General features: G+C 43.6%; 21 protein-coding genes and 5 tRNA genes. 14 read left to right on the top strand and 12 right to left on the bottom strand.

Annotation, left to right across the window (positions count from 1 at the left end):
- From AV939_RS08495 to AV939_RS08485, 3 genes are all read left to right on the top strand, one after another.
- Entirely contained in the window at window positions 1-999 is a 999-nt protein-coding gene (locus tag AV939_RS08495) for a FecCD family ABC transporter permease (RefSeq protein WP_057792850.1), read from the top strand.
- Window positions 996-1769: an ATP-binding cassette domain-containing protein gene (locus tag AV939_RS08490; protein WP_061997536.1), complete on the top strand. Its 774-nt coding sequence runs from the start codon at window positions 996-998 to the stop codon at window positions 1767-1769. Before AV939_RS08495 ends, AV939_RS08490 begins: the two co-directional genes overlap by 4 nt.
- Window positions 1770-1868: 99 nt before the next feature.
- Complete coding sequence (locus AV939_RS08485; RefSeq protein ID WP_057792846.1) at window positions 1869-3212, top strand: class II 3-deoxy-7-phosphoheptulonate synthase; 1344 nt, start codon at window positions 1869-1871, stop codon at window positions 3210-3212.
- A gap of 98 nt (window positions 3213-3310) precedes the next feature.
- Here the strand turns inward: AV939_RS08485 and AV939_RS08480 are convergent, their stop codons facing one another.
- The 3 genes from AV939_RS08480 to AV939_RS08470 form a co-directional block, all read right to left on the bottom strand.
- Window positions 3311-3634, bottom strand: coding sequence for a hypothetical protein (locus AV939_RS08480; RefSeq protein ID WP_057792842.1), 324 nt, complete (start codon window positions 3632-3634; stop codon window positions 3311-3313).
- Window positions 3635-3636: 2 nt separating this feature from the next.
- A complete protein-coding gene (locus AV939_RS08475; protein WP_057792841.1) occupies window positions 3637-3852 on the bottom strand; it encodes a DUF3820 family protein in 216 nt (71 codons plus the stop codon).
- A 64-nt stretch (window positions 3853-3916) separates the two neighbouring features.
- Window positions 3917-5710, bottom strand: coding sequence for an ABCB family ABC transporter ATP-binding protein/permease (locus AV939_RS08470; protein WP_057792839.1), 1794 nt, complete (start codon window positions 5708-5710; stop codon window positions 3917-3919).
- A 299-nt stretch (window positions 5711-6009) separates the two neighbouring features.
- Here AV939_RS08470 and moaA point away from each other — a divergent pair, with 299 nt between their 5' ends.
- Entirely contained in the window at window positions 6010-6978 is a 969-nt protein-coding gene (gene moaA, locus AV939_RS08465; RefSeq protein WP_057792837.1) for a GTP 3',8-cyclase MoaA, read from the top strand.
- Window positions 6979-7058: 80 nt separating this feature from the next.
- A complete protein-coding gene (locus tag AV939_RS08460) occupies window positions 7059-7586 on the top strand; it encodes a GNAT family N-acetyltransferase (protein ID WP_057792835.1) in 528 nt (175 codons plus the stop codon).
- On the opposite strand, the gene AV939_RS08455 is transcribed toward AV939_RS08460, so the two are convergent.
- The 4 genes from AV939_RS08455 to AV939_RS08440 form a co-directional block, all read right to left on the bottom strand.
- Complete coding sequence (locus AV939_RS08455) at window positions 7574-9199, bottom strand: response regulator (protein ID WP_057792833.1); 1626 nt, start codon at window positions 9197-9199, stop codon at window positions 7574-7576. The two genes, AV939_RS08460 and AV939_RS08455, sit on opposite strands and share 13 nt — an antisense overlap.
- Before the next feature lie 618 nt (window positions 9200-9817).
- Window positions 9818-9893 (bottom strand) — tRNA-Val (locus AV939_RS08450).
- 25 nt (window positions 9894-9918) lie between these two features.
- Window positions 9919-9994, bottom strand: a tRNA-Val gene (locus AV939_RS08445).
- A 93-nt stretch (window positions 9995-10087) separates the two neighbouring features.
- Window positions 10088-10163, bottom strand: a tRNA-Val gene (locus AV939_RS08440).
- A gap of 314 nt (window positions 10164-10477) precedes the next feature.
- Between AV939_RS08440 and gltX the strand changes: the two genes are divergently transcribed.
- The 7 genes from gltX to dusC all read left to right on the top strand — a co-directional run bounded on the left by gltX (window position 10478) and on the right by dusC (window position 15358).
- The gene (gene gltX / locus AV939_RS08435) at window positions 10478-11887 is read left to right on the top strand and encodes a glutamate--tRNA ligase (RefSeq protein WP_057792831.1); all 1410 of its coding nucleotides are present in this window, start codon (window positions 10478-10480) and stop codon (window positions 11885-11887) included.
- 85 nt (window positions 11888-11972) lie between these two features.
- Window positions 11973-12048 (top strand) — tRNA-Ala (locus AV939_RS08430).
- 522 nt (window positions 12049-12570) lie between these two features.
- Window positions 12571-12646: transfer RNA gene (locus AV939_RS08420), tRNA-Glu, on the top strand.
- 128 nt (window positions 12647-12774) lie between these two features.
- Window positions 12775-13677, top strand: coding sequence for a M14 family metallopeptidase (locus AV939_RS08415; RefSeq protein ID WP_057796252.1), 903 nt, complete (start codon window positions 12775-12777; stop codon window positions 13675-13677).
- A gap of 67 nt (window positions 13678-13744) precedes the next feature.
- Entirely contained in the window at window positions 13745-13975 is a 231-nt protein-coding gene (locus AV939_RS08410; protein ID WP_057792830.1) for a hypothetical protein, read from the top strand.
- A complete protein-coding gene (locus tag AV939_RS20010) occupies window positions 13975-14148 on the top strand; it encodes a DUF1289 domain-containing protein (protein ID WP_082604944.1) in 174 nt (57 codons plus the stop codon). The genes AV939_RS08410 and AV939_RS20010 overlap by 1 nt, the downstream gene beginning before the upstream one ends.
- A 271-nt stretch (window positions 14149-14419) precedes the next feature.
- Complete coding sequence (dusC, locus tag AV939_RS08405; RefSeq protein ID WP_057792827.1) at window positions 14420-15358, top strand: tRNA dihydrouridine(16) synthase DusC; 939 nt, start codon at window positions 14420-14422, stop codon at window positions 15356-15358.
- Window positions 15359-15421: 63 nt separating this feature from the next.
- Here the strand turns inward: dusC and AV939_RS08400 are convergent, their stop codons facing one another.
- The 3 genes from AV939_RS08400 to AV939_RS08390 form a co-directional block, all read right to left on the bottom strand.
- Complete coding sequence (locus AV939_RS08400) at window positions 15422-16402, bottom strand: transposase (RefSeq protein ID WP_057796250.1); 981 nt, start codon at window positions 16400-16402, stop codon at window positions 15422-15424.
- Between the two features lie 80 nt (window positions 16403-16482).
- A complete protein-coding gene (locus AV939_RS08395) occupies window positions 16483-16668 on the bottom strand; it encodes a hypothetical protein (protein WP_057792825.1) in 186 nt (61 codons plus the stop codon).
- Window positions 16669-16735: 67 nt separating this feature from the next.
- On the bottom strand, window positions 16736-17392 hold the full coding sequence (locus AV939_RS08390; RefSeq protein ID WP_057792824.1) for an arylesterase: 657 nt from the start codon (window positions 17390-17392) through the stop codon (window positions 16736-16738).
- 17 nt (window positions 17393-17409) lie between these two features.
- On the opposite strand from AV939_RS08390, the gene AV939_RS08385 reads away from it, so the two are divergent.
- Together AV939_RS08385 and AV939_RS08380 are read left to right on the top strand one after the other, a co-directional pair.
- Entirely contained in the window at window positions 17410-18108 is a 699-nt protein-coding gene (locus AV939_RS08385; protein ID WP_057792821.1) for an ABC transporter ATP-binding protein, read from the top strand.
- 15 nt (window positions 18109-18123) lie between these two features.
- Window positions 18124-20646, top strand: coding sequence for an ABC transporter permease (locus AV939_RS08380; RefSeq protein WP_057792819.1), 2523 nt, complete (start codon window positions 18124-18126; stop codon window positions 20644-20646).
- Window positions 20647-20950: 304 nt separating this feature from the next.
- Here AV939_RS08380 and AV939_RS08375 read toward each other — a convergent pair whose 3' ends face one another.
- Both AV939_RS08375 and folX read right to left on the bottom strand, forming a co-directional pair.
- Window positions 20951-21844 (bottom strand): TIGR01777 family oxidoreductase, encoded by an 894-nt coding sequence (locus tag AV939_RS08375; protein ID WP_057792817.1) that lies wholly within the window; start codon window positions 21842-21844, stop codon window positions 20951-20953.
- A 68-nt stretch (window positions 21845-21912) separates the two neighbouring features.
- Entirely contained in the window at window positions 21913-22281 is a 369-nt protein-coding gene (gene folX / locus AV939_RS08370; protein WP_057792815.1) for a dihydroneopterin triphosphate 2'-epimerase, read from the bottom strand.
- Window positions 22282-22303: the final 22 nt, after the last annotated feature.

The following is a 22303-nucleotide window of genomic DNA, read 5'->3' as shown; positions in this document are numbered from 1 at the left end:
ATGCACACGGTTTCAAGGGGCTCGGCGGTCAAGGACGGTGCTGGAAAAGGAAGCGCGGCCATCTTCCTACTTTGCAGTATTACCTTTCTGCTCATTGTAGGAGTCTTAGCCACAGTATGGCTAACCGATTCACCCACTGCATTAAAGCAACACATCACATTACAGCTTCAAATTCCGCTGATCATTACCGCCATTTTAGTAGGTAGTGTATTGGCCGTAAGTGGCGCCACGCTTCAAATAGTACTGCGTAATCCGTTGGCAGACCCAGGTATAATAGGTATCACCAGCGGCGCCAGTTTAGTGGCTGCAACCCTGTTATTGCTTACACCTTTGTGGGCACAGCCTTATCTTCATTACATACTTCCTTTGGGCTGCTTTATTGGTGCGTTAATAACCACGTTTATTATCTATCGCCTAGCTCGAAAGCTGCTGGGCTCAGCGGTTGCTGTCATTCTATCGGGTATTGCCATCTCTACTTTGAGTGGGGCTGTTATTGCTTGGTTGTACATGTTTAGTGATGCTCAATCACTACGTAATTTAACGTTTTGGCTGATGGGAAGCGTGTATCAAACCACTTGGCCTATTTTGTGGGTAAGCGGCCCACTTATTATTGGTAGTTTATGGTATCAAATGGGTCAATCTGCCAAGTTTAATAGGTTGTATGCCGGTGATTTAGCAGCGTTAAGCAGTGGTGTGCATGTACAACAACTTACCGAGCGTAGCCTTATTGCTACCGCCGTGGGGGTAGGAGCGGCAGTGTCTATTGCGGGAGCTATTGCCTTTGTTGGGCTGTTAGTGCCTCACATCCTTCGGCTTATTCTGGGTCATGATAATAGGTTGCTGTTACCAGCAAGCGCGCTATGTGGCGCCAGTTTATTGCTTATTGTGGTGCTGATGTCTGAACTTACCCGTGCGATTACCCTACCTGTGTCTATGATCACTGCCACCTTAGGAGGCCCTTTGCTCATTTGGGCGCTATTAAAAGGTCAGCTTCGATGAGCTCGGTTATAACTTTGCGGGATATTAGTGTGAATAAGCGTTTAGCCAATATCACCCTTGATATCAATAAAGGCGATTGCGTTCATATTCTTGGCCCTAACGGCGCTGGAAAGTCTACCTTGTTGTCGATAATGGCTGGGGTGTTGGAAACAGAACACGGAGAAGCTTCGCTGTTGGAACAGTCTCTTCAACAATGGCCTTTAAGTGCATTAGCAGCATTTAGAACTTTGTTAGCACAGCAAAGTGAGGCCGTATTTGCGGTATCGGTAAAAGAATATCTTTCGTTTTTTTCAAGTGAGCCTACGTTTGAACTTCCCAGTTTGTTAGAAGCCACATTGGAAGTAACGGGCTTTTTGCAAACGCCTTTAAACCGACTTTCAGGCGGAGAACGACAGCGCGTTGAAATTTGCCGTGCGTTGCTGCAAGTTTGGCCTGCCATTAAGCGAGGCGAAGCGCTTTTGTTGTTAGATGAGCCCTTGCAAGGGGTAGATATTCGACATCAGTATGCGTTAATGGCGCTGTTTCAAACCTTATGCACTAAAGGGAATACCTTAGTGCTAAGCAGTCATGACATTTCATTAAGCGCAAACTATAGTTATAAAGTACTGCTAATGAAATTGGGTACTAGCGTAAGTTTCGGTTTGACTGAGTCGGTATTGTCGGTCAAAAACCTAGAACAGACCTTCGATTGTCATTTTGCAGTAAATAAGCGCGACGACTTTCTAGATATTCAAGTTTGCGCACCTATTGTATTAGATCAAATGTGGTAAAGTAGCGCGCAATAAATCGTAGCGCGCATGCAGATAAGCGCTTACACAACGAGATTAACGTTTGCCTAAACGTAAAAACATTTAAATCAGGAGAACCCCTTGAGTAATTGGCAAGTAGACAGTTGGAGGCAAAAACCTATCCTTCAACAACCAGAGTACGATGATGCGGCACAACTTAAACAAGTAGAGCACACGCTAAGTACATATCCACCGCTGGTTTTTGCCGCTGAAGCCCGTGATCTTCGCCGTCAACTTGGTGAGGTTAGTTTAGGTAAAGGCTTTCTGCTTCAAGGCGGTGACTGCGCCGAATCGTTTGACGAATTTAATGCGCCAAAAATTCGCGATACCTTTAAAGTATTGCTTCAGATGGCGATTGTTTTAACCTTCGCAGGTCGATGCCCAGTAACCAAAGTGGCTCGCATGGCTGGCCAGTATGCTAAGCCTCGTTCATCGAACTTTGAAACCCGCAATGGCGTTACATTGCCAAGCTACCGCGGCGATATCATCAATAGTTTCGAGTTTAACGAAGCTGCTCGACGCCCTGATCCTAACCGTTTAATTGAAGCGTATCACCGCAGTGCATCTACCCTTAATTTACTTCGCGCTTTTTCCCAAGGTGGCTTGGCCGACCTTCACGAAGTAAACCGTTGGAATATGGCGTTTGTTGAAAACAACCCGCTTAAAGAACGCTACCACGATATGGCTGTGCGTATTCAAGATACCTTGTCATTCATGGATGTGATTGGTATTAATTCCCAATCTAGCCCCACATTGCATGAAACCTCATTGTTTACCTCGCATGAAGCATTATTGCTGAACTACGAACAAGCCCTAACTCGAATTGATACGCTAACGGGTAAGCCTTACGATTGCTCAGCGCACATGATTTGGATTGGTGAGCGTACCCGTCAGCTTGATCATGCTCATATTGAGTTCTTCCGCGGCATTCATAACCCTATTGGTGTGAAAGTTGGGCCTAGCATGGAAGAAGACGAACTTATTCGTTTGATTGATGCCCTTAACCCAAATAACGACCCTGGTAGATTAACCCTTATTACACGTATGGGGGCTGATAACTTGGCTGACAATTTGCCTCGTTTATTACGCCGCGTTAAAGCAGAAGGCAGACACGTAGTATGGAGTTCTGACCCCATGCACGGCAACACCTTCTCAGCATCTAGTGGTTACAAAACCCGTAATTTTGATGCTATTTTGCGTGAAATTAAACAGTTTTTCCAAGCTCACAACGATGAAGGCACTCATGCAGGTGGTATTCACCTTGAAATGACAGGCCAACACGTGACTGAGTGTACGGGTGGTGCGTACGAAATTAGTGATGAAGATTTAGCGCAGGCGTATAAAACCCAGTGCGATCCGCGTTTAAATGCAGACCAAGTACTTGAAATGGCGTTCTTAGTAGCAGACCATTTACGTAACGCCTAGTCGTTGAATTAAACTTTATCGATATTGTGCTAAGGCTTCATACTAAAAAGGGTAAATCGACTATCGATTTACCCTTTTTTAATGTTTCGTATGTTTACTTAGTCTTCCAGAATTTCTGCTCGCTCAGCTTCGGTTAAAATACCCGTAAATATGGTTTCCCGTCTAAGGCTTGCCGTGCGTACATCTTCGGCGAGTAACAGTGCTGTGAATACCTCAGGAGTATGAAGCGTTTCTACAATCCCTTGCCATAATATATAGCTGCCGTAACGCATCATTCCACTTTCATAACGAGCCTCTAACGTTGCTTGAACGTCATTAATGAGTGAAGGTTGTGCTATTATTTTTTTAGCAATGCCTGTGTGCAGACGCAATATACGCTGATCGATAGCCTCACGCTTTTGCTTGCGGGGACGAGCGAACATGGCTAGTCGTCATGCAGCAGGGGTTCTACTACTGACTCGAGCCCGTTAAGTTTAATTTCGTACATGAGCGCGAGTTGCTGCCCCAGCTTTCCTTCGGGAAAGCCTTGTGTGTTAAACCATACTAAATAGGGCTCTGGCAGGTGGAATAACCGACGTCCCGCATACTTACCAAATGGCATGGTTTGGTTGATTGCACTTTTTATTGCTTCTGGATCCATATTACTCAACTATTCTTTAATTTCGTTTACGTTGTAGCGAGACTGCAAATGCGTGGGTTTGGTTTCATGCTTCATCGTTTGATTCTCGTTGCTGAGTCGCCCACAGTCGATTATAAATACCTTGTTGTGCTAGAAGCGTTTCATGGGTGCCATGTTCGGCAATCATGCCCTTGCTTAACACTAAGATGGAGTCGGCATCCACAATAGTAGACAGCCTATGGGCAATGACCAAGCTAGTATGTCCCTTTGCGGCGTCTCGAAGGGCACCCAATATCGCTTGCTCTGATTGACTGTCTAACGAAGATGTCGCCTCGTCAAATATCATAATTGGCGCACCTTTTAATAGCGCCCGAGCGATGGCAACACGCTGTTTTTCACCGCCTGAGAGTTTCAGCCCACGTTCGCCTACTGTAGTGTCTAGTCCATCCGGCAAGCTTTCAACAAACTGGGTTAAATGTGCCAGTTTAATCGCATGATTAACCTCATCATCGCTAGCATCTGGATTCCCGTAACGAATATTTTCAACCAAGGATGTATTAAATAACACCGTATCTTGCGGAACAATACCAATATGGCTTCGTAAACTATGCTGGCTAAGGTCGCGAATATCCTGCCCGTTTATGAAAATACCACCCTCGCTGGGTTCGTAAAAACGAAACAGCAACTTCATGATAGTAGATTTACCAGCACCACTTTCGCCAACTACAGCAACTTTGGCGCCTGATGGCACGTCGAAGCTAATACCTTTTAAAATAGGCCGTGCTTGCTGATAGTGAAATTGCACGTTACTAAAACGTATACTCGCTTGGTTTGCTGAGAGATGAGCTGCATTGGGTTTATCTTCAATCGCTGGCTTTTGCGCCAGTAGGGAAAATAGGTTTTGAATGTTCGCTAGCGAGCCACGTATTTCCCGATACACAAAACCCAAGAAGTTGAGGGGCATAAATATTTGCATAGTGAAGGCGTTAATTAGCACGAAGTCACCAATGGTCATCTCGCCTTCCATTACACCATAAGCTGCATTCGCCATCATGGCTGTCATCGCCAGCGCAATAATACTGGCCTGGCCGCCATTTAAGGCAAAAAGGGATAACCGATTTTTACGTCTCGCTTTTTCCCAGCCAGCTAAGTCTGTATCGTATCGGCTTGCTTCGAAGCGCTCATTATTGAAGTATTTTACGGTTTCAAAGTTAAGTAAGCTGTCTACCGCACGTGAATTAGTCGTGGAGTCGGCTTCATTCATTTGTTGTACAAATCTGGTGCGCCAATCGGTTGCTTTCATCGAGAACAAGACATAGCTGATGACACTGACCACAATGATCATTGCAAAAGACCAGCCAAACTGAATCAATAGCAATATCACGACTAAGCCAATCTCTAAGAGGGTAGGCACAATATTGAACACCATAAACCGCATTAAGAAACTTACGCCGTTTGTGCCACGTTCAATATCTCTAGATAAGCCGCCTGTTCTTCGGTTTAAATGAAAGCCCAAATCTAGATTGTGTAGGTGATTAAATACCTTTAAACCCAGCCTGCGCATGGCGCGTTCAGTAACACGTCCGAATAAGGTGTCGCGTACTTCGCCAAGTAAAACATTAGTGAGCCTAAGTGCACCGTACGCAATAATTAAGCTGATAGGTACCGCAATGGCCAACGCTTGTACATCACCGTTTAAACTATCTACCGTGTATTTAAGTACATATGGTAGGCCAATGCTGGCAAGTTTTGCTGCAACTAAGCACATTAACGCTAATGCCACCCGACCTTTAAATTCTAGAAGGTATGGCCATAACTGTTTGAGCACCTGCCATTTAATAGGCTCATTTTCGTTTAACGGAAATCGATTTTTTCGCATGTGTACTTATGTTCTCACTGCATGGTTGGGACGTTGCAACGCGATGACGCTAGCGGAAGGTAGGAGTGAAAACTCCTTTACTAAGATGAATTATGGTAGATTAACGAACCTTAAACTAAATCGTTTACGGTGAACCGTTATATTTATTTAAGATAAATAGGGTAACGGTACGATAAAACGTTCTAATTTATGCGTTATCAAGCATTTCATTCTTATTTGCGGCCGCGTAAACTGGCGCAAAGACATCATAGTCTATTTAATCACACTATTTGTTTTACGTACCCATTAAGGGAGAAAATTTGTTAGAAGATAGCTTTGGACGACAATTCCATTATTTGCGTTTATCGGTAACGGAGGCGTGTAATTTTCGCTGTCAGTATTGTTTGCCTGACGGTTATCAAGGTCCTTCTAGTGAGCATTTTCTTTCCTTAGGCGAAATCAATACGCTGTTGAGCGCGTTTTCAGGATTGGGTACATCCAAAGTTCGTCTTACTGGCGGCGAGCCAACACTTCGCCGCGACTTCCTCGATATTTTAAGTGCAACGGCAAATACTCCCGGAATTAAGCGAGTGGCCATGACCACTCATGGTGGTCGTATGGCTGAACATGCTGCATCGTGGAAGCAGGCAGGTTTACACCAAGTGAATGTCAGCATAGATAGCTTAGATCCAAGGCAGTTTGCAGCAATTACTGGGCAAGATAAATTAAAGCAAGTCTTAGCCGGGTTGGATGCTGCGGTTGAGGCCGGACTTGATGTAAAAGTGAATTCGGTGCTGCTAAACGATTTTTCTGATGCGAGGTTAAATCGATTCCTTGAGTGGCTTAAAACCATGCCAGTCACATTGCGGTTTATTGAATTGATGGAAACCGGCGATACTACTAGTTTCTTTAAAGCACAGCATCAAGGTGGAACGCCGCTAAAGCAAACACTTATTGATGCCGGATGGCAACCCATGGTTAGGCGCAAAGACGCTGGACCAGCGCAGGAATTTTTTCATCCTGACTATGCGGGTAAAATTGGCCTCATCATGCCGTACAGCAAAGATTTTTGTAAAAGTTGTAATCGACTTCGCGTAGCCGCCAATGGTAAATTACATTTGTGCCTATTTAGTGAGCACGGTATTGATATGCGACACCTATTGGCTGAGCAAGATGTAGTAGGGCTGCAACAGTTCTTAGTTGAGTGCTTAGGTGAAAAGCATGCTACGCACTTTTTGCATGAAGGTAATACTGGGGCAACGAAGCACTTAGCTATGTTAGGCGGCTAAACTTACGTTCGTTGCGCTAAAAAATACGAAAGCAGCAGTATAAAGTTGCTCGTAATAATAGCGATTAGAAAGGGAAATCTATGTTTATTGAAGATAGCGCGCGCCTGTCTTTCCATTATATCACCGACTCTGATACAGAGTTCCTTTGGGAGCTTGATCAAGACGAAGAGGTAATGCGATTTATCAGTGATGGTCAAAAAACATCACGTGAAGATGTTACCAACACCTTCGTACCACGCTTTCAAGCGTATTCAAACCCAGCACTAGGTTGGGGCTTATGGCGAGTACAAGAAAAAGAAAGTGAAGAGGATATCGGCTGGATTTTGGTTCGCCCTTTTGGCTTTTTCACTAAAGATCCTGAGATTGATAATATTGAACTTGGTTGGCGTTTTAAACAAGCCAGCTGGGGGAAGGGGTATGCCACAGAGGCAGCGATGCAAGTGAAAGATGCTTTGTATCAAATTGGCATCGACAAATTTTGTGCCATGGCAAAACAGGAGAATTTAAATTCCATCAAAGTGATGGAAAAAATAGGCATGTCCTATAGCCACGAAATTGAATATAAAGACAACCTTTATCAAGAAAAGGTAGTGGTTTACACCACCTGATCTAACAGCCCTTTAACCGTTTCATAGCGCTGGCTTTGCTCTTCAGATAAAGAAGCACTTTCCAGCGTAAAGCGGCACTTCTTCATAACCGAGTTCATACTAGCTTCCGCTTTTCCTTCGCGAGAGCGTCGCATTGCTGACGCTTGCAGTAGGTTTAACGCAATGGCAGCATTGTGAGGCATAACCCTGAATGCTTGCTCAAACGTTTGGTAAGATTTCGCTAGTTCGCCACGCTTATACTGCACCACAGCCACGTCATTAAGGTTTTTAGGACTAATTGATATTGCTGTTTTCTCAACAACTTCTTGGTTTATATAACGGCTAAGTAAGCTGTTTGGCGCATCAAGCTCTTTTTGCCTTAATGTCGCTTTATCGAGTAATTTAAGCGCGCTTCCTCTTAACCCCAAGTCGTGGAAGGCCTTTGCCGAGTCTAATAAAGTTTCGACAGACTGTTCTTCAAGATTATCAATATCTAAAGCATCAAGCAGATCTTTTGCTTTATCGTTTTCATCTTTTAGATAGTGAATACGAGCACTAATAACTTGAAGCTGATGGTCAAGATTCACTTTTGGGTAGGCGCTTTTTAATTGGCGCAGATATTCATTGGATTGCTTGATGATTTTGTTTGTTTGCGAGGTTTCTGCCGTCATCGCAAAGTCGATACCCGCTCTTGCGACAGATAAGTACATTTCAGGTGTGTCGTGCACCGAATTCTTGCCGAAACGAACTACTTTTTTAGCGCTATTAAATTGCCCCTCATAATCGTGGGTTAACCTAGCAAGTTGTACCGCAGTAATATGGCGCATCACATTTCGAGGTGAAATATCGCTAGCAACATTTACACATTCCAGTGCTTCATCATAGGCTTCTAACTTAATTTGAAGCTCTGCCAATAAGTCATAAGCGCTCAGCATACTTTCAGGTTGCAGTGCCAGCTGAATAAGGTCTCGTTCTGCATCATCAAATTCATCTAAGTGAATGTAGCATTGAACGAGGCCGAGCTTTGCCCACGTAAAGTTTTGAATGTTGATGATTGATTGGTAAAAAAGCTTCGCGTTTTCAAACTGTCTATTCAATAACAATAAGTCACCCTTAGTTTTAAGGGCTAACGGGAAGTGTTCAGCATTCTTAGGTTCAACTAAAATAAACTCTAATTCTTTAAGTGCTTGCTCGGGATTCTGGTCATCCATGTAACGATAGACATCGTGAAACACCTTTTTACGGGTGACGACTTTACTCAGTCGTTTATCTAGTTCGTTGACGGAAAATGGTTTTGCTAAGAATTCGTCTGGTTGCAACTCGATTATTGCATGAACAACATCAATAGCAGTATCGGCACTGGTAAAAATAAAGCCGGTAGTAAGAGGAATAATCTTTTCGGTTTTCAGCTGCTCGAATAAATTATAGCCTCCTTGTTCTTGCCTTAAGTCATAAGCACAAACAATGACATCGTACTGCCGGGTGCGCAGCGAGGTAAGGGCGTACGCAGCACGGTCTACATAATCGATATGTTGGAAGCCGAGTTGCTCCAAAGCATATTTCATATGACTTTTTGCCAAAGCCTGATCTTCCGCAATTAATAAGCGGGTTTGTCTAGCCAACTGTAGGTTCATTACAACCTCGTATGTGCGTCAATGCTTACTCGTGTAAACAACCTAATAGGAGTTTAGTTGAATAATTAACCTATCACCATTGTTTGATAGGGTATTTAAGATTGCGATGCATGGCATGAAAAACAGGTAGAGGGCATGAGCGTTAAGTTAGTTTTCTTTCAAGTGTTTATTCTGAGGTATGAAAGATGGTTAATGCAGCTGCTGATGATAACGAAGCTGTTGAACCAGTGATTGCCGTGTCGTGTTTATAATGAATTTTAAAAAAAGGAAGTGGTGGACGCTACTGAGGCTCGCAACGAAGTTGTTGAACCTTGAACCAGTGATTGCCGTGTCGTGTTTATAATGAATTTTAAAAAAAGGAAGTGGTGGACGCTACTGAGGCTCGCAACGAAGTTGTTGAACCAGGGATTGTCGTGTCGTGTTTATAAAAAATTTTAAAAAAAAGGAAGTGGTGGACGCTACTGAGGCTCGCAACGAAGTTGTTGAACCAGTGATTGCCGTGTCGTGTTTATAATGAATTTTAAAAAAGGAAGTGGTGGACGCTACTGAGGCTCGCAACGAAGTTGTTGAACCAGTGGTTGTCGTGTCGTGTTTATAATGAATTTTAAAAAAAGGAAGTGGTGGACGCTACTGGGCTTGAACCAGTGACCCTCGCCTTGTAAGGGCGATGCTCTCCCAACTGAGCTAAGCGTCCGGCATATCGAAGTTTTTCAAAAAAGTGGTGGACGCTACTGGGCTTGAACCAGTGACCCTCGCCTTGTAAGGGCGATGCTCTCCCAACTGAGCTAAGCGTCCGAATACTTTTTCTAATAAACAAGAGTGGTGGACGCTGCTGTGGCTCGTAACGAAGTTATTGAACCAGTGACATTGTCTAAACACTCACAAGAGTGGTGGACGCTACTGGGCTTGAACCAGTGACCCTCGCCTTGTAAGGGCGATGCTCTCCCAACTGAGCTAAGCGTCCGTCTTGTTTATTATCTTGCCTAAGCAAGTGGGGCGGTATTATAGAGTCGGTTCTCATACTGTCAATAATAAAATGAAAGAAAAATGACTGTATGCCTGAAAAGTGAACATTTTGGCCGCTTTTTATCTAAATTGATGGAATTGTAAGCTTTAAATGAGGCCATGCTAATAAACACGACGTCAGTAAAGCATAAATGTAAATTTCTATTGGTATCTAATATGCTAAGCAAATGCATCGTGCTGCTTTTGTCGTGAAGCGGAGACTGGTAGAATGCGCGCAATTTCACAATCTAATAAAGATAGAGAGTTTTTATCATGTCGGTTGTAACACGATTTGCACCAAGCCCTACTGGCTACCTTCACGTAGGTGGCGCACGCACCGCTTTATATTCTTGGCTACTTGCCAAAAATAATGGCGGCGAATTTGTACTTCGGATTGAAGATACAGATATTGAACGTTCCACTGAAGAAGCTAAGCAAGCCATTTTAGATGGCATGCAGTGGCTAGGTTTGACTTGGGACACTGGCCCTATCTATCAAACCGATCGTTTCGACAGATATAAAGACCTAATCCAACAACTATTAGATGAAGGTAAAGCATATAAGTGCTTTATGAGCGCTGAAGAGTTGGATGCTATTCGTGAAGCCCAGAAAGAACGTGGCGAAAAACCTCGTTACCCTGGCACATGGCGAGATCGTACCGATCACCCAGAAGGCGAACCTTTTGTCATTCGTTTTAAAACCCCATTAGAGGGCACGGTTGTTATTACCGATCACGTGCGCGGTAAAATCGAAATTAACAACAGTGAGTTGGATGACTTAATCATTCAGCGCACCGACGGTACACCAACTTACAACTTTTGCGTTGTAGTAGACGATTGGGATATGGGCATCACCCATGTTGTTCGTGGTGAAGACCATATTAATAATACGCCCCGTCAAATTAACATTCTACAAGCGTTAGGCGCGCCTGTACCAGAATATGCTCATGTATCTATGATTTTAGGTGATGACGGTAAAAAGTTATCGAAACGTCATGGTGCAGTTAGTGTTATGCAATATCGTGATGATGGTTTCTTGCCTCAAGCGGTATTGAATTATTTAGTAAGGCTAGGGTGGTCACATGGTGACCAAGAGATTTTTACCCTTGATGAAATGATTGAGTTATTCAGTTTAGACGCGATTGGTCAGTCAGCTTCTGCATTTAATACTGAAAAATTGATTTGGTTGAACCAGCACTACATCAAAAGTTTGCCAGCCAGTGAAGTTGCTGGACACTTAAAATGGCACTTTGATGGGTTAGAAGTAGACTTAACAACTGGGCCTGCCCTTGAATCTGTTATTGCTATTCAAGCTGACAGAGTAAAAACGTTAAAAGAGCTCGCTGAAATCTCTACTTACTTCTATCAAGATTATGAAGACTTTGATGCCAATGCTGCTAAAAAGCATTTACGCCCAGTAGCGCGTGGGCCGCTAGAGCTGGTAAAAGAGAAGTTGATGGCTATTGAGGCGTGGGAGCCGGAAAATATTCAGGCTGCAATCAATACAACAGCTGAAGAGTTAGAAGTGGGAATGGGTAAAGTAGGGATGCCACTGCGTGTTGCTACCACCGGAAGTGGTAATTCTCCGTCTTTAGATGTAACCCTTAATTTGCTTTCAAAAGAGAAAGTTGGCGAGAGAATCGACAAAGCGCTTACTTTTATAGCAAACAGAGAAAATTCATAAAAAAACCGTTGACATAAATGGGGTGGATGCCTAGAATGCGCCCCGCTGTCACGGAACAGTCACACAATAGTGACTATGACACAACGGGGCCATAGCTCAGCTGGGAGAGCGCCTGCATGGCATGCAGGAGGTCGGCGGTTCGATCCCGCCTGGCTCCACCAAATCTAACTACAAGTTTATATTGTAGTTTAGGCTGAAGGTTTAACCTTCGGGCAAAATTTATTTTTTGTAAGGATAATGTCGCTCAGCTCGCAGAGCTCGCTTCACCTTACAAAAAATCTCAAAAGCATAGCTTTTGAGTTAAGTTAGGCCGGTAATCTTTGAAATTACCAGTGACAAAAGTTTAGTACTTCTGTAAGGCAAGGTCGTTCGGTTCGCAGAGCTCACCTCGTCTAGAGGCCTAGGACACCGCCCTTTCACGGCGGTAACAGGGGTTCGAATCCCCTTGGGGACGCCATTTTCCGGTGTCACAGTCCGTAACTGTGAATTAGGCCGGTAGTAATTGAAAAGTTACTATCAGCGACAAAAATTTGTTTTTGTAAGGTTATAAGGTCGTTCGGTTCGCGGAGCTCACCTCTCCTTACAGAAATTGATTGATTGTAAGGATAATGTCGCTCAGCTCGCAGAGCTCGCTTCACCTTACAAAAAATCTCAAAAGCATAGCTTTTGAAAGAAAATTTTTTGTCCCCATCGTCTAGAGGCCTAGGACACCGCCCTTTCACGGCGGTAACAGGGGTTCGAATCCCCTTGGGGACGCCATATCGTTAAGCCAACCTTCGGGTTGGCTTTTTCGTTTCTACACCTTAATTCCTCCCGCTCTTATCGATATTCCACATACAAACCAATACCGTCTTGATAATATAGCCGTGTTAACAAAGAGGTTATTTATGCAAAATTATCCTATCGGCACGCCAGGACAACCTTGGGGTGAAGAAGAGAAAGAAGAGTGGAAACAGCGCCAAACTATAAAGCGTTCATACAGCGATGAAGTACTAAAACAGTTAGGCAGCATTCCTGAAGGGTTTGAATTAAAGCAGTATGGCGCGTTGCCTTACGATGAGTCTCGATACCCGTTGTATGCCGTAATCCCTAAAAATATCGACGCAGCCAAGCCAGCGGTGCTAGTTACCGGCGGTGTACATGGGTATGAAACCAGTGGGGTGCAGGGCGCGCTTCAGTTTATCAATACCAAGCTAAGTGAGTATGCAGAAGACTTCACCATCATTGTTGTTCCATGTGTTAGCCCTTGGGGTTATGAGACGATTAACCGTTGGGATCAGTATGCGTTAGATCCTAATCGTTCATTTTATCCTAATTCTCCAGCGCCGGAATCAGCGCAGCTAATGGCATTCGTTGAATCGTTGAACTTACCATTTACATTGCATGTCGATTTACATGAAACCACCGATACCGATAACAGTGAGTTTAGGCCTGCATTAGCAGCACGAGATGCAACGACTCACGATAATTGGAATATTCCTGATGGGTTTTATTTAGTGGCGAATACCACTAATCCACAAAAACCATTTCAGGAAGCTATTATCGATGCAGTTAAGCAGGTAACTCATATTGCGCTTGCTGATGATAGCGGCAAAATTATAGGTGCTGACTTATTGTCTGAAGGTGTAATTTGTTACGACAAAAAAGCATTGTATCTTTGTGGTGGCATGACAGACGCAGAGTTTGTAACCACAACAGAAGTTTATCCTGATAGCGCTAATGCCACGGCTGAAAATTGTAATGCTGCCCAAGTGGCTGTGATCACCGCAGCATTGGAATATATAAAATAGACGTTTAGATGTTTGAATGTTTAGACGTCTAGGTGTATATTTGAGCCTTCTCGATGAGGAGGCTTACGTGTTTACATTTTCTGCATTAATTTATGATGGCTATAAACAACAATTGGTGAAGGGTGATTATGAAGATAAAACCCAGTTCGACGCGTTCTTGAATGCGAAGTTCGGTGTGCATGTCTGTATGTGGACTGCCAAAGAGCCTACGCAAAAAGTGATTGATGCTATGCTACATGCCTCTCTTATTGCTAAAAATACTGCATCAGAAAATCAAACTCTTAGGGCCAAGTATTAGTGAGTATAGTGTCACCTTGTATTGCCAACTGTAAGCTAGACGCCGATGATGTATGCACCGGTTGTAAGCGCACCATTAAAGAAATCACTAGTTGGTCGAGCTATAGCACACAGCAAAAACAAAATGTCCTCATCCGCTTACAAACCCAAAAGTTGGACACACACTCAAGTTAGGGTTGGACACACACTCAAGTAAGGGGTGGACAGTCACTCCAAGTTAGGTTTCGGACAGTCACTCAAGTTAGATTTCGGACAGTCACTCAAACCAAGTTAGGTTTCGGACAGTCACTCAAGTTAGATTTCGGACAGTCACTCAAACAAAGGCTAGGACAGCCGCTCTAATTACACAATTTCCTCTCGAAACTTAAATAGCATGGTCATATAACCCGCACTTTGCTACACTCTCGCGCCCATTTTAACCACTCAGTTTTAGCGAAATTTAGTTATGAAAATCATGCTGGCACCTATGGAAGGTGTTGTCGACCATTTAATGCGAGATATGCTTACCCATGTAGGTGGGTTCGATCAGTGTGTAACTGAATTCGTAAGAGTAGTGGATCAAAAACTTCCCAATAAAACCTTCTACAAGCTATGCCCCGAGCTACATAATGGCGGCAAAACTCCTAATGGCGTACCAGTGCGTGTCCAACTATTAGGGCAGCACCCAGAGTGGTTGGCAGAAAATGCTTATACTGCGGTTGATTTGGGATCGCCAGGGGTAGATTTAAATTTTGGCTGCCCTGCAAAAACTGTTAATAAAAGCAAAGGCGGTGCGGTCCTTTTAAAAGAAACCCAGGCTTTATACGACATCGTAAAAGCCGTTCGCGATGCGGTACCCGCCTCACAACCTGTATCAGCAAAAATCCGCTTGGGCTTTGAAGATAAATCGCTTGCTGTAGAAAATGCTATCGCCATCACGGAAGCGGGCGCGTCTGAACTAGTCGTACACGCTAGAACAAAAACGGAAGGTTATAAGCCGCCAGCCTACTGGGAATGGATTGCTAAAATAAAGCAAAGCACTAATATTCCACTAGTGGCAAATGGCGAAATTTGGAATGCAGAAGAAGCCCAGCGTTGCCAAGAGCAATCAGCTTGCACTAACTTAATGGTGGGTAGGGGAGCGCTTGCCATGCCAAACTTAGCAAGGTGTATTCGAAATGACGAACCACCTATGGCATGGGAAGATGTGGCCGCATTGCTTATTCGCTATTCAGGCTATGAAATTTACGGTGATAAGGGTAAGTACTACCCTAATCGTATAAAGCAGTGGTGTGGCTATTTAAAAAGGCAATATCCTGAAGCAGAATTGTTGTTTAACGACATCCGGCGCTTATCAAAATCACAAGAAATTGTGGATGTGTTAGCCAGACAAGCTTCTCACTAGGCTATTAAAGTATATTAGCTTCGTTTCTTGTTGATTTCGCGTTATGAATTTAACGTTGAAAGCCTATTGAAGGTATCTTCTGGCATTTGCAATGTTTGGCTTTCTGCCATATTCGCATGCAGAGGCATACACGCAAATTCGCTCTGCAGAGCCGATAGGGCCTGCGAATTTCCTTTCTAGTTTGGTTGAAAGGGTAATCCAAGATTTACCAGAAACCTTAAGCCTGTCTAAGATAGGCTTAATTTTTTTGGGAATAGCACCTTTCTTATCTGAGCGCATAACGCGACCGGTTTCATCAACCAGTACTAAGTAATCGGTTAAATTGAAGGGCAGGCTGCTTTCATTAACTGGAACTTGATCATTAAATGGCATAAGCCGAGCAGGCACTTTGTTTACTTTCAAAGCATTAATTCTGTACTGAATGCTGGTGAAGTGGGACTGCTCTGGAGTTTTGGCTATATCGGCCCGGATGGGATTTAAATCGGTATAGGCCATGGTTGCTGCAAGCGCATTTTCAGACAATATCGCTTGGCTTTTGAATCGGCGCTCCCAAAAGTAGCCTGAACACTCATCTTCTTTATTCGCTTTTCGAGCAATAAACTCATTTAATAGCCGCATGAACCAACTTACGCTATACAAGCGATGACGGTAAATCTCACTTAATTCTTCAGCTTTTTGAAGCTCTACTTCAGATAATGAACTTCTGGTCTCTTCATCAAGATAACGTTGGACTACTGAAGGGCAACGGTAAAAATTTTTCCAGCGAAGTAACACTTCATCCATGCTCCAATGTTCAGCTCTCGCCTTTGCGATATGAACCACAATATGAGTGTGATTGTGCATTACGGCATAAGCACAAAGGTCAATGGCAAAGGTTTTCGTGAGCTTATGTAACCTGTCTACAATCCACTGTCTGCGGTGGTTGTAGTTTTTGCCTGTGCTGGCATCAACGCCACAGAGGAAGGACTGTCGCACACAACGTGATGTGCAATGATAATAAGGTGTGACATCTAAATTGACTTGCTTGTATCGAGGTAGCGGCATTTCCATATCTCCGAGTGATTCGGAAATAATTATGCTGGAAATGCGTTAATAAACTACTGTGCTTAGGGCGGGTTTTATGACTAAACGTAGGTATCTATACGTGAGCCAACTCGACTGTCTGTGGCAGGTGCCGCTTCTTGCGTTTGCTGGGGCGCACTTACTTCAGTTTGCTGGCTAGCACGTTGTTGAACCTGTCGCTGAGGTTCTTGTTGTGGCGACTGAAGTACATTCGATACTGGTGTTGACGTTGATGATGAAACGTCCATAACAATCTCCAAATTAAGCTGTTATTTGTTTAGCGTTTAACATATAAGGTTAAAAGCATAGCACAGGTTAACGCTTGTTTATGATTAAAGGTGTCAATTTTTCGAACATAAAATCTACAATCATTGGTTGTGCTTCAGCGTTCGGATGAATACCATCACGTTGCATTAAGTCTTTCTGAAGTGCTATGTCCTCAAGAAAAAAAGGAATTTTTGTAACTTCATGTTGCTCTGAGACAGTCTCAAAAGTGTCGCTAAACATTTGTGTATAGCGCTTGCCGTAATTAGTGGGTATTTGCATGTCTTGCACAAAAACAACGGTATTGTCTGATTTTGCTATCCTAACAATTGCGCTCAAATTGTCCCTAATCTTACTGATGCTGTGCCCTTGAAGGCCATCGTTACCACCAAGTTCTACTAAAATGTGACTTGGTGTATGTTGTTCAATTAACCTTGGAAGCCTAGCTAAACCGCCATCTGTGGTCTCACCGCTTACCGCAGCATTTACAATGTCGATCGATATATTCTCGTCACGCCAGCGTTTTTGTAACAAACTCACCCAACCTTCTTGTTGATCTAACCCGTATGCAGCAGATAGGCTGTCACCTAGAATCAATAATTTAGCTGAATTATTAGGGACGGTTGTATCGGTCTGATCTGATAATGCAGATAACGGTATAAATAAAAGCAGTGTGAACAAAACGGCGCTGCGAAAACGATAAATCACGAATTGATGACCCCTATATGATTAAAACATCCAAAGTAACTAAGTCTGTAACTACGAGCGAAGGTACGCTTGAGATCCTTCATCCTATATCTTTTGAAGTCAAGTCTGGTGAGTCCGTTGCCATTATCGGTGCGTCAGGTTCAGGAAAATCTACTCTATTAGGACTATTGGCCGGCTTAGATGAGGTCTCCCAAGGAGAAATTCATCTAGATGGCGAACCATTACATACTATGGATGAAGAGGCTCGCGCTGTGTTGCGGGGTCAAAAAGTAGGCTTTATTTTTCAGAGCTTTATGTTAGTGCAAAGTTTAACGGCCATTGAAAATGTAATGCTGCCGGCTGAAATCGCAGGCTTAGACAATCCTAAGCAGATGGCAACTAAGATCCTTGAGCAAGTAGGCATTGGTCATCGCGCGAGTCATTACCCAAATCAACTTTCAGGTGGTGAACAGCAACGTGTTGCTATTGCGCGGGCTTTTATCACTTCTCCTAAAATTCTATTTGCTGATGAGCCGACTGGAAACTTGGATGCAACAAACAGCCATAAAGTAGAAGACCTTCTTTTTGCGCTGAACCGAGAGAAGGGCACAACATTAGTGCTGGTTACCCACGACAACAAGCTTGCCGATAAGTGTGATAGGCAGTTAACCATGCAAGCGGGCGAATTGACTGAGTCTACTGTCTTATCGGCGATAAAGCGTACAGAGGCCGTATAAATGGAGGCCCTATAAATGAGTACGACATCGACCTTGGCATGGCGATTGTTTCGTCATGAGGCGAAGCGCGGAGAGTTAACCATCATTCTATTGGCAATTGTGTTGTCGGTAGGAGCGGTATTATCATTGTCGTTATTTAGTGAGCGGTTGCAAGGTGCCTTAAAAGAGCGCTCAGCGGCATTTATAGCAGCTGATGCACAGTTACGCTCTGATACCCCCATTGATGAGGCTTGGTTACAGCATGCTCGTGATGGAGGGCTTAACACGGCAAAGCAGGTGACTACTCGGTCGATGGTGTTTCACCGTGACGAAATGTCTCTGGTAGACCTTCGGGCTGTTAATGAAAATTATCCACTAAAGGGCACGGTTAATACTACTGATGTGCCTTTTGGACAGAAAGAAGCGGCAAGAGATTTGCCCAAGCCAGGCGAAGTGTGGCTGCAGTCTTTGTTGTTTCAAACGCTGAAGCTAAGCTTAGGAGACAGCATTGAAATTGGTGATGCTGAATTCACGGTAACCAAAGTGTTGGTTGATATTCCTGATGCAGGGTTCAGTGTTTTTAACACAGACCCCATCGCCCTTATTAGACTGTCCGATTTGGATGCAACGGCCATAACCGGGCCAGGTAGCCGGGCACGTTACGTGGGCTATTTCGAAGGTGAAAGTAGTGCTATTAGCACTTTTTACGACTGGCTAACTCCTAGTTTGAACGATGATTTACATAACTGGCGTACAGTTGAAGATGACGAATCAGCCATTGGCCGTTCGGTAGCCAGTGCTGAGCGCTATTTTTTATTAGCGAGTTTACTTGCCATAGTGCTTGCTGCGGTTTCCATTGCGGTGGCAGCTCAGCGCTATAGCCAACGCCATTTCGACCCCGTGGCTATCATGAAAACACTCGGAGCGACAAAGCAGGTCATTCGCCGAATCTATCTTCTTCAAATTCTATTTATCACTGGGCTAGGCATTATTATTGGATTAATAATGGGTTTCATTGGTCAGCAAATTGTGGTGTGGTTAGTTGCTGAACAAGTTGATGTGGCGTTAACTATTTGGCACTGGCGGCCAGTACTAATTGCAGTTTTCACAGGGGCTACATGCTCATTGTTGTTCTCGCTTTACCCATTGATGCAGTTGTTTTCAATTCCTCCTCTGCGGGTGCTTCGCCGTGATTTAAGTACCAATTTGCGTTCTAGAACTATCCAATACGTGGCATCGGGTGGCGCTATTTTTCTACTGATGTGGATTTATAGCCAAGATTTGATGATAAGTCTTATTTTGTTTGGCTCTGGTGTGGTTTTAGTTGCAGGTTTGCTAGGCGCAACCTTTTTGCTGATTGCAGCGGGACGCAAATTCGGCTCAGGTAAAATGGGCCCTTGGCAGCTTGCATGGGCGCGAATTAAGCGCCGTTCAATGGAAAATAGTGTTCAGCTGATTAGTTTCTCAGTCACTATTATGTTGTTACTTGTGGTATTGGTTATGCGCAACGATATGGTGTCGCAGTGGCGTTCTCAATTACCTGAAGGCACACCTAATTACTTTTTGATTAATATAACTGGTGATCAAAAAACAGAATTGGACACACACTTCAAATCAAACGGAATCACCATCGAAGAGTTTTACCCTGTAATACGAGGGCGCTTCGTTGCAGTGAATGATGACAGTGTAAATACTGAAGTGTCTAAAGAGGACGATTCGAATACTGAAGGGAGACAAGGACTTGGACGTGAAGCGAATTTAACGTGGAGTAATTCGTTACAAAAAGAGAATGAAATTATCAGTGGTACATGGCATGGGGATAACACTGATGCATTAGAAGAGGACGTATTCGCCGTTTCAGTCGAAACCGATGTAGGGGAGCGACTTGGCATTGAATTAGGCGATATGCTGACGTTCAATGTGGGAAGTGAAATTGTTATAACCAAGGTAACAAGTTTTAGAAAAGTGAACTGGCAAACTATGCAGCCTAACTTTTTCTTTGTTATTCAACCTGAGGCTATGGCGTCGTTCAATCCCACTTACATTACCAGCTTCTATTTACCCGAAGCACAGAAATCACAACTAACCACGTTGTTAAAGCCATTTGCGTCTATCACTATGTTTGACGTTGATGCGCGAATTAACCAGCTAAGAGATATTGTTAATCAAGTGTCGGTGGCCATTGAATTTATCTTAGTCTTGGTACTTGTGGCAGGCAGTTTAGTGTTAATTGCCCAAGTTCAAGCCAGCATGGATGAAAGACGACAAGAGTTGGCAATTTTAAGAACGCTTGGGGCAAAAGGCAGTTTAATTCGCAAAAGCGTGGTGTTTGAGTTTCTAATCATCGGTGTGGTTGCAGGTTTCATGGCAGCGCTCGCCAATGAGCTTAGCTTGTATATGCTGCAAACCAATGTGTTCCAAATGACCGCAAGTCTACACTTTGAGTACTGGGTTATTGCGCCGATTGTTGGTGCGATTGTGGTAGGCGCGTTAGGGGCAATTGGATGCTGGCGTTTGCTTACGTTAAATACATCAGCACTGCTGAGAAAGATGGTTTAGCGGCTGTTTAGCTAACGAGAGTTAGGAAAGGCCGTTTTAAAATGTAAGTGAATCGGACAGTCACTCAAGTGAGTGTTCTATCTCGCTTGAAATGGTTTTGCAAGCCAACCTACAAAATGTTGGACACACACCTAAATTCGAGTGTGTGTCCAATTTCTAATTTCACTTGAATTCAAGTTTGTGTTCAATCCTGTTTTAATTCAAATTGGATAAATTCAAGTTCATTATAAGTGTCTGTCCTAGCTGTTCTTAGCTGTTCGCTATTAGCTCGAGTGTGTGTCCTACTCAGTGGGAGTAAGCTTCACTACTTATAAATTGCTTCTAGCGCACCTTGTAAAGTGGGGTAAGTAAATGTGTAGCCTGAGGTAACGAGCTTTTCAGGTAGCACTTTTTGGCCTTTTAATATCATGTCAGAAGATTCACCCATAGCTATCTTCATCACGAAGCTCGGTACGGTAAACAAACACGGTCGTGAAAGCGTTGCCGCTAATGTCTGCGAGAAATCTTCATTCGTAGATGGTGATGGAGCTGTAAGATTAAACGGTCCATGGCAACTATCATGCTCAAGCAGGTATGCAATAGCCGATACCATGTCATCAATGTGGATCCATGATAAATACTGATCGCCACTGCCTATTTTACCACCTAAGCCTAGTTTGAAGGGCAGTGCCATTTTATCCAATGCCCCGCCATTTTTAGCTAACACTACACCGGTTCTAAGCGTACATACACGCGTTTCGTTGCGAGCTACTGAGGTAGCAATAGCCTCCCATTTAGCACAAAGGTCGTGGGTGAACTCTTCGTGGGGGGGCGTTTGTTCGGTTACATCAACACTGCCTTTACTGCCGTAAAAACCGATGGCCGAACCAGAGATAAATACTGGTGGTGGAGTGCCCGCACTATTAATTTTTGCCACAATTTTAGAGGTAATATCCCACCGGCTATCGCAGATTCTTTGCTTTTGAGTGTCTGTCCAACGTTTGTCGGCAATGGGTTCGCCAGCTAAATTGATGATGGCATCAAAAATTCCAATATCATCAATGTCACTCACCCCTGAAACAAAAGCCACATCGTCTCCCAATTGTCGCTTAGCTTTTTCGGGTGCTCTGGTTATGACAGTAAACTGATGCTCGTTTATATATTTTTCAATAAACGCGCTACCGATGAGACCAGTGCCGCCTGTCATTAAAATTTTCATACAATATGCCTATAAGAGAGTTAGCAAAAATGCTTATATAAGTGCTTATTAAAGGTCCTGAACCACGCTCAACCGGTTTTATTACACGAAAGCGTTAGCGACACCGAATCAGAAAATCGCAGTGCATGAGGCTTATCAACCTCTACTTCGGCGTAACGTACTGATGAATGTTCAGCAGCTAAACTTAATACGTCGGCAGTGAGTTTTTCGAGCAATGAAAATCGGTTATCCTCTACCAGCTTTATAATGGCCTTGGTAATTACTTTATAGTTCAACGCGTCTTCCATATTGTCGCTGTCTGTCGCTCTTTGGGCATCGTAATCAATTTTTACATTGACGATAACGTCTTGTTTATTGATGATTTCATCTTCATTAATACCAATATAAGTTCTCAATCTCAGGTTTTTAATTTTAATTGTGGCTAAGTTGAAGGTCATTGTATTCTCGTATTTGTAGTTA

Origin of the sequence: Alteromonas sp. Mac1 (assembly GCF_001562125.1) — a bacterium.
Lineage (GTDB): Bacteria > Pseudomonadota > Gammaproteobacteria > Enterobacterales > Alteromonadaceae > Alteromonas > Alteromonas stellipolaris.
The sequence above is the reverse complement of the archived record's forward strand: the minus strand, read 5'-3'. Positions and strand labels throughout refer to the sequence as shown.